A 14,288-nucleotide genomic window follows, 5' to 3' on the forward strand; every position below is an offset into this window, starting at 1 on the left:
CATCCTGCTCAATGAAGGCTTGCGGGGATTCACCAAGACAGGATAGTCCATTCCCTTCTCCTTGCCACCGCCTTGCGATCCGCCGGCCGGAACCGTTAATCTGGCCTATGTTTCTGTTTTCCCGAGCACAATTGACGACATGACAGCGCCGATCGCCATCATCATGGGAAGCCAGTCGGACTGGGACACCATGCGGCATGCCGCCGACACGCTTGCAGCGCTCGGCGTCGCCTGTGAATCCCGCATCGTCTCGGCGCACCGGACCCCAGACCGGCTGTTTGCCTTCGCCAAGGGCGCCAAGGCGGCCGGTTTCAAGGTCATTATCGCCGGCGCCGGCGGCGCCGCGCATCTGCCCGGCATGGCCGCGGCACTGACGGAACTGCCAGTGTTCGGCGTGCCTGTCGAATCCAGGACGCTCAAGGGCATTGATTCGCTCTATTCGATCGTCCAGATGCCAGCCGGCATCCCGGTAGGCACTCTGGCGATCGGCAAGGCCGGCGCGATCAACGCGGCGCTGCTTGCAGCAGCCGTACTGGCGCTGTCCGATCCGGCTCTGTCCGACCGCCTCGCCGCCTGGCGCAAGGCGCAGACCGAGGCGGTCGCCGAGCGCCCGGAGGATAAGGCGTGACTGACTCGAAGCAGGTGAAGCTGAAGCCCGGCGACACCATCGGAATCCTCGGCGGCGGCCAATTGGGCCGGATGCTGGCAATGGCCGCGGCACGGCTCGGCCTGCGCTGCCAGGTGTTCTCGCCCGATCCGGATTCGCCGGCCTTCGACGTCGTGCTGAACGCGACCTGCGCGGAATATGCCGATGTCGAGGCGCTGGAGCTGTTCGCCAACGACGTCGACGTCATCACCTACGAATTCGAGAACGTGCCGTCTGCCGCCGCGATGGTGCTGGACGCGCGCCGCCCGGTGCTGCCCAATCGCAAGATCCTGGAGACCACCCAGGACCGGCTTGCCGAAAAGGATTTTGTGACGCGCCTCGGCATCCGCACGGCCGCCTATGCCGACGTCACCTCGGTTGCTTCGTTGCGCGAGGCGATCGTTAAAATCGGCCTTCCCGCCGTGCTGAAGACCCGCCGCTTCGGCTATGACGGCAAGGGCCAGGCCATCATCCGCGAGGGCGACGACATCGCGAAAGTATGGACCAGCCTCGCCACCAAATCGGCGATCCTGGAAGCCTTCGTGCCGTTCGAGCGCGAGATCTCCGTGATCGCCGCGCGCTCGGCCACAGGCCAGGTCGAATGCTTCGACGTCACCGAGAACGAGCACCGCGACCATATTCTGAAGATATCCCGTGCGCCCGCGCAGATTCCGGACGCGCTCGCCGAAGAGGCGCGCAGCATCGCCGGCAAGATCGCAACTGCGCTCGATTATGTCGGCGTGCTGGCCGTGGAGATGTTCGTGCTCGCCAACGGCACCGGACCAAAGGTGCTGGTCAACGAGATCGCACCGCGCGTGCACAATTCCGGCCACTGGACGCTCGACGGCGCGTCCGTCTCGCAGTTCGAGCAGCATATCCGCGCCATCGCCGGCTGGCCGCTCGGCAAGCCCGTGCGCCACGGCGAAATCGTCACCATGACCAATCTGATCGGCGACGAGATCAACGATTACGAGACATGGCTGAGCGTGCCGGGCGCAACCGTGCACATCTACGGCAAGGGCGCACCGCGCCCCGGCCGCAAGATGGGCCATGTCACCGAAGTCAGGCCTTCGAAAGGCAAGTGAGGGGACCGCGGCAAATGCCGCGATCCCGCTCGCCGATCATGCCTTCTTCGCGCCCGCGACGACGCCCGTGGGCTCCTCGCTGAGCCAGCGATAGATCACCCCGCCCAGCGCGCCGCCGATCAAGGGCGCGACCCAGAACAGCCAGAGCTGCGCCAGTGCCCAGCCGCCGACGAACAGCGCGGGTCCGGTGCTGCGCGCTGGATTCACCGACGTGTTGGTGACGGGGATGCTGACGAGATGGATCATCACCAGCGCAAGCCCGATCGCGAGCGGTGCAAAGCCTGCAGGCGCGCGGCCATGGGTCGAGCCCATGATGACGAACAGGAACATCATGGTCATCACCACCTCGGTAATGAAGCACACGACCATGCTGTACTGGCCGGGCGAATGCGCGTCATAGCCGTTGGAGGCAAAGCCCTTGGTGACATCGAAACCCGGGGCGCCGCTTGCGATCACATAGAGCAACTGGGCGGCCACGATCGCACCGCAGACCTGCGCGATCACGTAAGGCAGGATCTGACCTGCCGGAAAACGCCCGCCGGCGGCAAGCCCGACCGTGACGGCGGGGTTGAGGTGGCAGCCCGAGATGTGGCCGATCGCGTAAGCCATGGTGACGACGCTCAAGCCGAAGGCCAGGGATACGCCGACCAGGCCGATGCCGACCTGCGGAAAGCCGGCCGCGATCACCGCGCTGCCGCAGCCTGCGAATGTGAGCCAGAACGTGCCGATGGCCTCGGCGGCATATTTCTTCATATCCATGTGGCGTCTCCCCTGATTTCAAGATCTCCGGATCAACCTCCGGAAAAACGGCCCGTCTTTTGGCGCCAAATCACCCAAATTAGGACCGCACAGGGGAGTTTTCGCCCCATTTAATGGCTGAACTTGGCCCGAAAGGCCGCCTCACAGGTGGACATGTCAGGTTTTGTCTGATACATCCGCGCCCTCAAGGTTAAGGGCCGGGCGTTTAGCCATCCCCTTAGACTTACCAGAATTCAAATCCGATCCACTGAAGAGGATGCCGCGTGCAGGTTCTCGTTCGCGATAACAATGTCGACCAAGCTCTCAAGGCGCTGAAGAAGAAGATGCAGCGCGAGGGCATTTTCCGCGAGATGAAGCTCCGCGGCCATTACGAAAAGCCCTCTGAGAAGAAGGCCCGCGAAAAGGCCGAAGCCGTGCGCCGTGCGCGCAAGCTGGCCCGCAAGAAGCTCCAGCGCGAAGGCCTGCTGCCGATGAAGCCGAAGCCGGTGTTCGGCGCCGGTCCGGGCGGTGATCGCGGCGGTCGTGGCGGCCCGGGTGCGGGCGCAGGTGCAGGTCCGCGCGGTCCGCGCTGATTTTGCCGAAGCTGCAGCACTGAGTTTTCCAAGAGTTTAGTTTTCAATGACGCGGGCCCTGGGCCCGCGTTATTATTTTGTAGCGGTGCCTTTCTGGGACGGGGCACTACAGATGCGGCACCAGCGCGCGAGCGAACCGTAGATGGCCGACCCTTTCCCCCAGCCCGGCCTTGCACGGTCAGCTCGACCGTGCCGACGCCCGCTCGCTTTGGCGTTGATGGCGATCGCATTGTCCGGCTGTTCCTTCGACATGAGCTCGCTGATGCCCGAGAAGGACAAGCCACGGGAAGAGGCCAAGCCGATCGCCGCCGAGAGCGCTGTCAGCGCCGGGAACGTCAGCGAAGCACAGATCCACACGGCCAAAGCCCAGACCCTGGCAAAGTCAGGGGACACCACCGCGGCGCTCGACGAGTTCAATCGCGCCGTCGCGCTCGATCCCTACAATGCACAGGCCCTCTATGGCCGCGCCTTGATCTACCAGGGCACCAACGACCACGATTCCGCGATCGCCGATTTCGGCGCCGCGAGCGGGCTCAATCCCCAGAAGGCCGAACCGCTGCTCGGCCGCGCCATCAGCTATCTCGCCACCGGCAAGGTCAAGGAGGCGGCAGCCGATCTCGATGAGGCCTCCGAAGCCGATCCGCACAACGCCCAGGTCTGGACGGCGCGGGGGCAGGCCTATGAGCGGCTGGGCGACAAGACCAAGGCGGCTGCGTCCTACACCAAGGCCGTCTCGCTTCGCCCACGCGACGATGCCGCCCGCAGCGGTCTTGCCCGGGTCGGCGGCTGAGAGATTTGGTGCAATGCAGGCGCCGTCTTAATCGGCGGTCGCGCTCTTGGGCAGGACGGCGTGGAACATCGACTTGACGCCGGACAACATCTCGTCGGCGACATTGGTCTTCTTCGGCCGCGGCATGGGTCCGTCTGCGTCAGCGCGCAGATCGAGCGGCGGTGCAATCACCGGGACCGGAATATCGGCCGGCGGCGTCAGCCGGTTCGGGTCGTCATTGCCGACCGAGGCCGTGTAAGGCGGGTTCGCAGGCGTCTCGACAGACGGGGTCGACACCGTGATCGGCGGCGGCAACGGGCGCACGGCCGAGGGCATAGCGGTCACGACGCGCGGAGCGTCCTGAGCACGCGGCGCTTCGGGCGCGCGAGCGGCCTCCTGCGGCGCAGCTTCAGCCGGCTTCTCGGCCGCCTTGCTCTCAGGGAACTTACGCAGGCGCTCGATCGCGGCGCGCGCCAGATCGTTGGCATCGGGGCTCGCGGCCGCAGGCGCGGCGGACGGAGCCGAATTGGCCTCCACCACGGGAACGCTGGCGGGAGCGGTAACGGCCGGGGTGGACGCTGGCGTGGACTTGGCGACGGCTTTCTCACGCGCCGAGGACCGACTGCGCGGGCTAGCGGGAGCGGCATCGGCCGGTGCCGCGTCCGCAGCCTTGACGTCCGCGGCCTTGGTCTCAGCGCCCGGCTGGTCGACCGGCTTATCGGCAGGCTTCTCGACCGCCGCCTTGTCCGTCACGTTCTTCTCGGAAATGCCTTTGGCCTTGACGCCGGGTGCCGGGAGGTTGGCGACATCGGCGGGCTTGCCGTTCTTGCCGGCTTGGGCAGGCGCCACCAACGCGGCTGGCGTATCCGCCGCCGGCCTGGCGTTGATGTAGTGATTAACGATGTAGGCCCCGATGATCGTGGCGAGCACCGAGGGGAAGATATCCATCGAGATTTTAGCGATGTATTTCAGCATTTCTCGGCCACTCCCCGCGCGATCTGATGCGGGAACTTTGAGGCATAGTAAGGGATCAACTGCGACGGATCGATGGCAATTGGTAACGTCAGCCCAAGGCGTCACGCAAGGCTTCAACTAGGGCTTCAGCTCGATCTCAAGGAACACGATCTCGGTTGAGGTTTCGTTAAGCACATCATGTTGGACGCCGGCCTTGCGAAAATAGGATTTCCCGGCCGCAAGCTGCGCCTTGGAGCGCTCACCATTGGGCGCCACGATGGTCATTTCGCCGGCGGCCACGGGAACGATCACGTAGTCCATCCCGTGGGTGTGATGCCCGGTGGCGCTGCCCGGGGCGAGCCGCCATTCGGTCACCCGGACTTCTTCGTTGTCGATTTGAACCTCGGACTGGGCGGCGAGCATCGGAACCTCTTCTAGGGAACAAAGACCATAAACACGAAGACCGCGAATACCACCATATGGACCAGTCCGAACAGGATGTTCGTCCTGCCGGTTCCGAAGGTCAGCATGCTCAGCAGGAATGTCAGGAACATCAGCGTGGTGTTCTGGGGATTGAGGCCCAGCAGCAGCTCCTTGTCGAGCACATAGGAGGCCAGCCCGACCGCTGGTATCGTCAGCCCGATCGTCGCAATCGAAGACCCGAGCGCCAGATTGATGCTCTTCTGGAGGTCATTCTTGCGCGCGGCCGCAATCGCCGAGACGCCCTCCGGCATCAGGATCAGGAGCGCGACCAGGAGGCCCGCGAACGCCGGCGGGGCGCCGATCCGGTCGGCGACGGCGTCGACGACCAGCGAGAACTTCTTGGCGAGGAGCACGACGGCCAGGAGCGAGACCAGCAGCAGCGCGATGGTGAGCCCCAGCATCCTGCCCGACAAATGAGCCTCGCCGCCCTCGCCGTCCGCCCGCTCGTGGACGAAATAATCCTTGTGCAGGACGGTCTGGGTATAGAGGAACACGCCGTAGAGCACGATCGTCACGAGATCGACGAAGCCGAGCTGCAGCGTCGAAAAGAAGGGCCCCGGCGTCGTCAGCGTATAATTGGGCATGATCAGCGTGAGGGTCGCGAGCGCAATCAGCACGCTGAGATAGACGTTGGCGCCCGAGACCTGAAAACCCTGCTCGCGGTAACACAAACCGCCGATGAAGATGCAAAGCCCGACCAGCCCGTTGCAGACGATCATCACGACCGCGAACACGGTGTCGCGCGCCAGAGCCGGTGCCGGCTTGTCACCCAGCATGATCGTGGTGATCAGCGCAACTTCGATGATGGTGACCGCCAGCGTGAGCAGCAGCGTGCCGAACGGCTCCCCGATCCGTTCCGCGATCACTTCGGAATGATGAACGGCCGCGAACACGGTGCCGAACAGGATCACCAGCAGGACGATCGCGAACAGGCCGCCGCCCGCCGACAGGGTGAAGCCGTAGCCGGTCGCGGTCACGATCAGGAACAGCAGCACCGCCAAGGCGGGGAAGATCCATGATGACCGCGGCATCGGTCCGTGTGCGCTCATGCAGACGATTCCTTCATTAGGGGATCGATTATGCGCGAGAAGATCGCGCCCGTCAGCCCTCAAGCGCCATTGACGAATTGCCGCGCGGTCTCCAGAGCCCCAAAGTCGTCGAGATTTTCGTGTCCTCCGCCGGGAAACCGCACCAGCTTCTTGGGCTCACGGGCAAGCGCGAACAATCGCTCGCCGAATGTGATGGGAATCGCCGGATCGTTGGTACCGTGCATGATCAGCAACGGCACCGCAACGCGTGCGATGCGCTCGTCGGAGCGAAACTGATCGCGCATCAGGAGACGAACCGGAACGAAGCGAAAGAGCGAAGCTGCGACGTCGACCGTCGACGTGTAGGGGGCTTCCAGAATCAGCTTGCCGACCGGATGCTCGGATGCGGCTGCGACCGCAACGCCGGTCCCGAGCGAAAAGCCCCAGGCGATGATGCGCTGCGGGTCATAGCGCGCTGTCGCGAAGGCGTAGGCCGCCTCGGCGTCCTGCAAGAGGCCCCGCTCGCTCGGCGCGCCGGTCGAGCCGGCATAGCCGCGGTAAGACAGTGCGACGAGGCCAGTGCCGTCGGCTGTGATGCCCTTGAAGCGGTTGAGGCGCCCGGCGAGAAAATCGCCATTGCCCGGAAAGAACAGCACCACGGGATGTCCGGGCTTTGCCGGCACGTGCCAGACGATGACCTTCTCGCCATCGGATGTGGTCAGGACGTGTTCCTCGGCCGCCGGAAATCCCGCGGCGGCGGGCGCCGTTCGCTCGGTGGTGGGAATCGGAAACAGCATGTCGCGCTGCTTCACGTAGATCAGGACGAGACTCGCGAAATAGCCGGCCGCAAGGACGATGACGATCCATTTCACGAATGTCATCGCTACGCCGCGGCTACGGCACTACATCGCCTTGACGATGTTCTCGGTGACCTTCTTGGCGTCGCCGAGCAGCATCATGGTGTTGTCGCGATAGAACAGCGGATTGTCGATACCGGCATAGCCCGAGGCGAGCGAGCGCTTAATGAACATCACGGTGCCGGCCTTCCAGACCTGGAGCACCGGCATGCCGTAGATCGGCGAGGTCTTGTCATCTTCGGCGGCCGGGTTGGTGACGTCGTTGGCACCGATCACGAAGGCGATGTCGGCCTGCGCGAATTCGGAGTTGATGTCTTCGAGCTCGAACACCTCGTCATAGGGCACGTTGGCTTCGGCCAGGAGCACGTTCATGTGGCCGGGCATGCGGCCTGCGACCGGGTGAATGGCGTACTTCACCTCGACGCCTTCCTTCTTCAGGATGTCGCCCATTTCGCGCAGCGCATGCTGGGCTTGCGCCACCGCCATGCCATAGCCGGGCACGATGATGACCTTCTGCGCGTTCTTCATGATGAAAGCGGCATCGTCGGCCGAACCGAGTTTCACGGGCTTCTGCTCGCCCGTACCGCCGCCAGCCGCCGCGGTCTCGCCGCCGAAGCCGCCGAGGATGACCGAGATGAAGGAGCGGTTCATCGCGTGGCACATGATGTAGGACAGGATCGCGCCCGAGGAGCCGACCAGTGCGCCGGTGATGATCAGGGCGGAGTTGCCGAGCGTGAAGCCGATGCCGGCCGCAGCCCACCCCGAATAGGAGTTCAGCATCGAGATCACGACCGGCATGTCGGCGCCGCCGATCGGGACGATCATGAGCACGCCGAGCGCAAGCGCGATGATGACGATCAGCCAGAAGTCGAGCGCACTACCCGACATCACCAGCCCGACGATGAAGAACACCAGCGCCACGGCGAGCGCGATATTGATGACGTGGCGGAACGGCAGAATGATCGGCGCGCCGCTCATCCGCGCGGACAGCTTCAGGAACGCGATCACCGAGCCGGTGAAGGTCAGCGCGCCGATGGCGACGCCGAGCGACATCTCGACCAGGCTCTGCGGATGGATGTTGCCGGGCGTGCCGATGTCGAAGGCCTCGGGCGCGTAGAACGCGCCGGCGGCGACCAGCACCGCGGCCATGCCGACCAGCGAGTGGAAGGCTGCGACCAGTTCCGGCATCGACGTCATCGGCACGCGGCGGGCGATCACCGCGCCGATCGCGCCGCCGATGGCGATACCGAGGATGACGAGGACCCAGGCCAGGCCGTCCGCCGGCGGATGGCTGGCGAGCGTGGTGGCGACCGCGATCGCCATGCCGATCATGCCGAAGAAATTGCCCTGCCGGGATGAGGCGGGGCTGGACAGCCCGCGCAGTGACAGGATGAACAGCACACCCGCCACGAGATAAAGAACTGCAGCCAGATTGGCGTTCATCTCAGGTCCCCTTTGTCTTCGTCACCCCGAGGTGCACGCCGCTCACTTCACCTTCTTCTTGTACATCGCCAGCATGCGCTGGGTGACAAGGAAGCCGCCGAAGATATTCACGCAGGCAAAGATCAGCGCGATGAAGCCGAAGCCGCGCGCCCAGCCCGAGCCGCTCGAGATCATGCCGACGCCGACCGCGAGCAGTGCGCCGACCACGATGACCGAGGAGATCGCGTTGGTCACGCTCATCAGCGGCGTATGCAACGCAGGCGTCACCGACCACACCACGAAATAGCCGACGAAGACGGCGAGAACGAAAATCGACAGCCGGAAGACGAAGGGGTCGACGACCTGTGCAACATGCTCCATGGCGGCTCTCCTATGCTTTCGGCTGGAAGTTCGGGTGGATGACGGCGCCGTCCCTGGTCAGCGCAGTCGCCTTCACGAGTTCGTCGTCCCAATTCACGGCGAGGGCCTTGGTACCCTTGTCGATCATGGTCTCGATGAAGTTGAACAAATTGCGCGCGTAGAGGCTGGAGGCCGAGGCCGCGACACGACCGGCGACGTTGGTGTAACCGACGATCTTGATGCCATCGACGTCGGCGACCTCGCCCGGCCTTACACCTTCCACATTGCCGCCGCGCTCGACGGCGAGATCGACCAGTACCGACCCCGGCTTCATCGACTTGACCATGTCGGCCGAAACGAGCTTCGGCGCCGGCCGGCCCGGAATGAGCGCAGTGGTGATGACGATGTCCTGCTTCTTGATGTGCTCGGCGGTGAGCGCGGCCTGCTTGGCCTGGTACTCCTTGGACATTTCCTTGGCGTAACCGCCCGCTGTCTGAGCGTTCTTGAACTCCTCGTCCTCGACGGCGAGGAACTTGGCGCCGAGCGATTCCACCTGCTCCTTCGTGGCGGGCCGCACGTCGGTCGCGGTGACGACGGCGCCGAGACGCCGCGCTGTCGCGATTGCCTGGAGGCCGGCGACGCCGACGCCCATCACGAACACCTTTGCGGCGGGAACGGTGCCGGCGGCGGTCATCATCATCGGGAAGGCGCGGCCGAAGGCCTCGGCGCCCTCGATCACGGCGCGGTAGCCGGCGAGGTTCGCCTGCGACGACAGCACGTCCATCACCTGCGCGCGCGTGATGCGCGGCATCAGCTCCATCGCGAAGGCGGAAACGCCGGCATCGGCGATCGTCTTCAGCGCGGCTTCGTTGCCGTAGGGGTCCATGATGGCAATGACGAGCGCACCGCGCTTGTACTGCGCGAGCTCGGAGGCCTCGGGACGCTTCACCTTGATGATGATGTCGGCGTCCTTCAGCGCGTCGGTGCTGACGGTGGCGCCCACGGCGGTGAATTCGGAATCCGGAAGGCCCGATTTGAGGCCGGCGCCCGGCTCGACGGCGATCTCGACGCCCAACGCCCTAAACTTCTTCACCGTGTCCGGCGAAGCGGCAACCCGCGGCTCCGACGGGTCGATTTCCTTGGCAACGGCGATCTTCATGGGCCCTCCGGCGACGCGGGACAAGACGCGCACGCGAACTTAGCGTTACTCCCGCAACGTTGGATACCGGTTTTGGAACCGGCTTGAATGCAAATTTTCCAAGCAACCGCCATCGTTGGCGGCCGGTCGATGATGGATCAGGTCAGGAAGATCGCCATCAGGATCACGATGAGCGCGACCGAGGCCGTGCCGTACTTCACGAGCTTGATGAAGCCCTCATAGGTCTGCTCGTGGGCAACGTAGTCGTTACCGTCGGCGGTGGTGTACGCCACTTCGCTATGGTCAGCCATGGATGTCCCCAGTCGAAACTCGAATTTCACGGTTGGGATACCGCAAACCTTCGGGCAGGGCAACGGCACGGAGGCGCGGTTTTCGGGCAAATCAGCTCATTTGGAATCCAGATTGTCGCGGATCCAGCGGGCGAGGCTCTGCTCGCTGACTTCGCCGGCGGCAAGCGAGAGGATGATGGTTGTAGCCTCCGCAGGATCGGGACCGAAGGCCACGCCGTTTTTGTGAAGAAAGACCATCATCGCCATGAAGGCGATACGCTTGTTTCCATCGACGAATGCATGGTTCTTCGCGAGCCCGAATGCATAAGCTGCGGCGAGTTCATCGAGCGGTGCCTGCTCATAGCGCCACTTGTTGATCGGCCTCTCCAGCGCCGAACGCAACATGCCTTCGTCGCGCAATCCGGCCGCACCGCCGAAACGGCGGAGTTGTCGGCTGTGAATTGCGACTGCCTGCTCGTAGGTGATCCAGAGCGGCTCCTGGGGATCGCTCATGCGCGCGTGCCGGCTATTTTGCGAGCACGGCGAGCGTGTCGCGATACTTCTCCATCACCTCGTCGGCGATTTCCATCGTCCGCTCGAAGTCAGGATCGTACGGCAGCAGCTGGAAACCACCCCCGGGCAATTCCATGATGTGCAATTGCTGCCCGCGCTTCAGGTCGAGCCGCTGCATCAACTCGCGAGGCAGCAGCAGGCCATCCGAATTGCCGATCTTCTTGATTTCGATCTTCATGGGCTTTCTCGCAAAAGCGACGTTATACACTTGTATAACAGGCCAGCGAGAGTCGTTCAACAGATGTTTTACACCCCTGTGGACACCCCGCGCCGCCCTACCCCATATCCAGGACCGCCATTGTGACCGTGGACGGCGGCGGCTCCTCGACCGACAGGCCGAGCGCGCGGCGAACCGCCCGGATCGAGTCCACCTTGCTGTCGCAGAAGCCTCGCTTGGCGCAGCGCTCGCCCGGGACGTTGACGACGACCGCATCCGCCCCGGCATCCTCGGTGAGGGAGCTGTGCATCATGTGGAAGCCGAGCGCGCGGTAGACCTCGAACTGCTCCTCCGAGAAGAACTGGTCGCCCGTGGTCTCGTGCGGGAAGGTGTCGTTGCGACGTGCGTAGTCGCGGATGTAGTCGTTCTCGTCACCGCTCAGGGACGACTTGATATAGACGAGATATCCGGTTTCGCCCCCGCCGTAGTCGATGCTGCCGACCGCGACATGCGGTCCGGCAGACGATCGCGGCGGCGGATCCGCAGGCTTGCCGGCGTTGCACTTCATCCATTCCCGCGTCGCGTTGCGGATCGGCGTCCACGGCAGGTCGATGATGATGCCGAGATCGATGCGCGCGTATCGCTGCAGGGTCACCAGCGCGGAGAAATTCATTGGCGCGTCGGCCTCCGCGTCGACCGCGATGATCACCCTGCACCGCCGGCGCAGCAATTCGTAGACGCCCAGATTCTCGATATGACCGCCATCGGTGAGATAGACCGCGTCGGCATTCTCGTAGAGGCGGCCCGAGATTTCCGACCACAGGAACAGCGGCGTCGAGTGATGTTGCGGCCTGCCGTTCGACGCGACGTAGCGCGGATTCTTCAGCCAGTAGCCGAGACGCACGTTGAGCAGCGCCAGCGTCGGCGTTAGAGGTTTGATCGAGCCCGATCCCATGTTCGAGGATGCGGCCGCGCCGGAGATCGCCATGACCGTTGCGAGGTCCAGGCTCGGGAAAGCCTCGGTCGCCGCATAGCCCGTCGCCTCACTGCCAACGTGCAAAGGCGAGAACATGAAGAAGTCGGCATTGCGGCCGCGCCGATTGGCGAAATCCGATCCCTGAATGTTCAATGCGGCATTCACGATGTGATAGGGCGAGGCCAAAAGGCGGTCAGGAGATTTCACGCCCGCTATCGCCTGCCCGTCAGGAGCGGTGTCGGCGGGATAAACGGTCGGGTAAAGCAAGTCGCTCAGCTTCTCCTCGTCGAGCGGCAGGAAGTCCCGTCCCTGATCCAGGCTGGGTTCGTTCCGCGACGGTTCGCCATCCGCATAGAATCTCGGATTGAAGAGGAAGGCCTTGCTCAGGCGGTCGCGGTAGAGGCGGTGCAGCGAGTTGGCGTTGGGTCCCAGGATCCAGGACAACGCAAACAGAATGACCGCCGCAACGAGATAGAGAGGCGCCATCGCCCAATTGACGTTGTTGCCGAACTCGTACTTCGACCATTTGAACGCGACGGGCTTGCACCAGCAGCCGATCGAGTACAACCATTGGGGAACGTGGGAGACCGCATTGACGGGTTTGGCGATGCCGGGCTTCGCTTCGTCCTTGCTGTTGATTTCCGCCGAAAGCGTTCGAGCCTCACTGTTGAATTGAACGTTGCCCGTTACGCCTGCCGCGGCCTTCGCCGCCGTTGGCAGCACGGCCTTATCACCCCATTCCTCCACCATCGAATATTGACGGTCCGTATCTGTCAGCACCTTGTCATTGGCGATGCCCCAATAGCAGAGATAGAGATACCCGACCCAAATCAGCAGCGGCAACGCCAGGCCGGCGATCCACACGGCGGCTCTTGCGCCATAGGCAAGTAGTCGCGACGAAAGGTCTGACGCTCCCGCACCCTTCAGCAGTTCGGCGAATTGCTGCCTGAACAGCGTGACCGCCGCTGCAACGGGCGCCGCGACGGCGGCAAGCGACTGTATCCATTTGACTGCCACGCCCGTGACGATGCCGCTCGACTGCGTCGCGTTTGCCTCGGCGACATCGAACATTTGAGCGATCATGAAGGGCTGGAACTCAAAGAAGCAGATCACGGCGAGCAGCACGAGGTATGTGGCGCCGGCCGTCGGCGGATAACCGCGGAATTCACCTCGGCTGCTGGGCATCACCGATCGCAGCAGCGCCCAGGCAAAAAAGATCAACAAACCGAACAGCGCGGCCGCGAGCGTGAGCGCAAAATGATCGACCTTCAGGTGACGTGCGATCGTGCACACGAATCCCAGCGCCAGTGCGAGCCCCGCCACATAGGAGAAGAAGTCGCGTCGTTCGACCTTGAATATCCGGCGGTAAAAGAAGCCAATAAGCACGGCGGCAGCAGCGATGGCCACGCCGGCGAAGATGAACGAAAGCTCCGCTCCAAGCCAGGCGAAGAACCCGAGCGCCTGCCCGTCATCGACTCTGAGCCCGAATAGATTCGGCACGTAGAGCGAGGATCGAGCGGCGTTGGAAAGGATCGTGATCGCCGCGACGATCAGCACTGCCGGAAGCGTCAGGCTGAGATTTGCGACCAGGCCGCGCACGACGATGGCAATTCCAGTGACGAGATCGCGCGCGCCCGCAGGGATCAGATAGTTCGAATAATTGCGGATGTGGCCGACCGCGGGGGTGTCGCTGATTTCATTGGCAGGCCTTCCCTTGGAAGCGCCGCCAAAGACGAACTCGCGCGCCCTGGTCATCGTCGCGGTGAGCGAACAGCCGATATAGCCGCCGCCCGAAACCGTCGACAGATAGTCGATGCGCTTGATCAGATCGTGATGATTGAGCGCCTGCAATACGCCGAGACAAATGGCGGAGGACCGGATGCCGCCGCCTGAGAGCGCAAGCCCAACGGTCTCGATCGGCTTCTCGTCACCGGCATAATCGACGGTTGAAAGACCTTCGGCGCGACGACGGGTGTTAATCGCCTCGAGCTCCTGCCGGACCATGTCGCCGTGCTGCTGGCCCCAGGATTTTTGCTCTTCGACAGCCCGTTTCGGATCCGGTCGTTTCGGATCCGGTTGCTGGACGTGAGGTCCAATACTGACCATGTCCGCCTCCCTGCCAGGGCATCCAGACAATCAACAATCAAAAATTGCATTCTTAAAAATAAGATACCGTACACGGTTAGTCTTGCCACCCGCGTGAACGTTCAATCCCGGGT

Annotated in this window: 16 protein-coding genes; 4 read left to right on the forward strand and 12 right to left on the reverse strand. The window is 63.5% G+C overall.

The features are described 5' to 3' along the window. Positions 1-139 precede the first annotated feature (139 nt). Entirely contained in the window at positions 140-628 is a 489-nt protein-coding gene (gene purE, locus UB31_RS32970; RefSeq protein ID WP_045002753.1) for a 5-(carboxyamino)imidazole ribonucleotide mutase, read from the forward strand. Continuing rightward, positions 625-1,731 carry a 5-(carboxyamino)imidazole ribonucleotide synthase gene (locus UB31_RS32975; protein WP_045002752.1) on the forward strand — a complete coding sequence of 369 codons (1,107 nt, stop codon included), beginning with the start codon at positions 625-627 and terminating at the stop codon, positions 1,729-1,731. Before purE ends, UB31_RS32975 begins: the two co-directional genes overlap by 4 nt. Positions 1,732-1,767: 36 nt before the next feature. Here UB31_RS32975 and aqpZ read toward each other — a convergent pair whose 3' ends face one another. Then, positions 1,768-2,490, reverse strand: coding sequence for an aquaporin Z (gene aqpZ / locus UB31_RS32980; RefSeq protein WP_045013820.1), 723 nt, complete (start codon positions 2,488-2,490; stop codon positions 1,768-1,770). Positions 2,491-2,753: 263 nt separating this feature from the next. Between aqpZ and rpsU the strand changes: the two genes are divergently transcribed. Together rpsU and UB31_RS32990 are read left to right on the forward strand one after the other, a co-directional pair. Then, the gene (gene rpsU, locus UB31_RS32985; protein ID WP_014439827.1) at positions 2,754-3,062 is read left to right on the forward strand and encodes a 30S ribosomal protein S21; all 309 of its coding nucleotides are present in this window, start codon (positions 2,754-2,756) and stop codon (positions 3,060-3,062) included. A 142-nt stretch (positions 3,063-3,204) separates the two neighbouring features. Continuing rightward, a complete protein-coding gene (locus tag UB31_RS32990) occupies positions 3,205-3,852 on the forward strand; it encodes a tetratricopeptide repeat protein (RefSeq protein ID WP_045013821.1) in 648 nt (215 codons plus the stop codon). 27 nt (positions 3,853-3,879) lie between these two features. Here UB31_RS32990 and UB31_RS32995 read toward each other — a convergent pair whose 3' ends face one another. From UB31_RS32995 to UB31_RS33045, 11 genes are all read right to left on the reverse strand, one after another. Continuing rightward, the gene (locus tag UB31_RS32995) at positions 3,880-4,806 is read right to left on the reverse strand and encodes a hypothetical protein (protein WP_045013822.1); all 927 of its coding nucleotides are present in this window, start codon (positions 4,804-4,806) and stop codon (positions 3,880-3,882) included. Between the two features lie 117 nt (positions 4,807-4,923). After that, entirely contained in the window at positions 4,924-5,208 is a 285-nt protein-coding gene (locus UB31_RS33000) for a cupin domain-containing protein (protein WP_045002748.1), read from the reverse strand. A gap of 11 nt (positions 5,209-5,219) precedes the next feature. Continuing rightward, a complete protein-coding gene (locus UB31_RS33005) occupies positions 5,220-6,317 on the reverse strand; it encodes a calcium:cation antiporter (RefSeq protein ID WP_045013823.1) in 1,098 nt (365 codons plus the stop codon). A gap of 59 nt (positions 6,318-6,376) precedes the next feature. Further along, on the reverse strand, positions 6,377-7,177 hold the full coding sequence (locus tag UB31_RS33010) for an alpha/beta hydrolase (protein WP_045013824.1): 801 nt from the start codon (positions 7,175-7,177) through the stop codon (positions 6,377-6,379). Between the two features lie 21 nt (positions 7,178-7,198). Continuing rightward, positions 7,199-8,596 (reverse strand): NAD(P)(+) transhydrogenase (Re/Si-specific) subunit beta, encoded by a 1,398-nt coding sequence (locus UB31_RS33015; protein WP_045013825.1) that lies wholly within the window; start codon positions 8,594-8,596, stop codon positions 7,199-7,201. A 42-nt stretch (positions 8,597-8,638) separates the two neighbouring features. Then, the gene (locus UB31_RS33020; RefSeq protein WP_018453812.1) at positions 8,639-8,956 is read right to left on the reverse strand and encodes a proton-translocating transhydrogenase family protein; all 318 of its coding nucleotides are present in this window, start codon (positions 8,954-8,956) and stop codon (positions 8,639-8,641) included. 10 nt (positions 8,957-8,966) lie between these two features. Next, a complete protein-coding gene (locus tag UB31_RS33025) occupies positions 8,967-10,094 on the reverse strand; it encodes a Re/Si-specific NAD(P)(+) transhydrogenase subunit alpha (RefSeq protein ID WP_045013826.1) in 1,128 nt (375 codons plus the stop codon). Positions 10,095-10,231: 137 nt separating this feature from the next. After that, positions 10,232-10,384, reverse strand: coding sequence for an aa3-type cytochrome c oxidase subunit IV (locus UB31_RS33030; protein WP_008136857.1), 153 nt, complete (start codon positions 10,382-10,384; stop codon positions 10,232-10,234). A gap of 96 nt (positions 10,385-10,480) precedes the next feature. Then, the gene (locus tag UB31_RS33035; RefSeq protein WP_082078709.1) at positions 10,481-10,876 is read right to left on the reverse strand and encodes a type II toxin-antitoxin system death-on-curing family toxin; all 396 of its coding nucleotides are present in this window, start codon (positions 10,874-10,876) and stop codon (positions 10,481-10,483) included. Between the two features lie 13 nt (positions 10,877-10,889). Then, on the reverse strand, positions 10,890-11,114 hold the full coding sequence (locus tag UB31_RS33040) for an AbrB/MazE/SpoVT family DNA-binding domain-containing protein (protein WP_045002743.1): 225 nt from the start codon (positions 11,112-11,114) through the stop codon (positions 10,890-10,892). A 97-nt stretch (positions 11,115-11,211) separates the two neighbouring features. Beyond that, a complete protein-coding gene (locus UB31_RS33045) occupies positions 11,212-14,175 on the reverse strand; it encodes a patatin-like phospholipase family protein (protein ID WP_045013827.1) in 2,964 nt (987 codons plus the stop codon). Positions 14,176-14,288: the final 113 nt, after the last annotated feature.

The sequence above is a fragment of the Bradyrhizobium sp. LTSP849 genome, from assembly GCF_000938255.1.
In the GTDB taxonomy this organism is placed as follows: Bacteria; Pseudomonadota; Alphaproteobacteria; order Rhizobiales; family Xanthobacteraceae; genus Bradyrhizobium.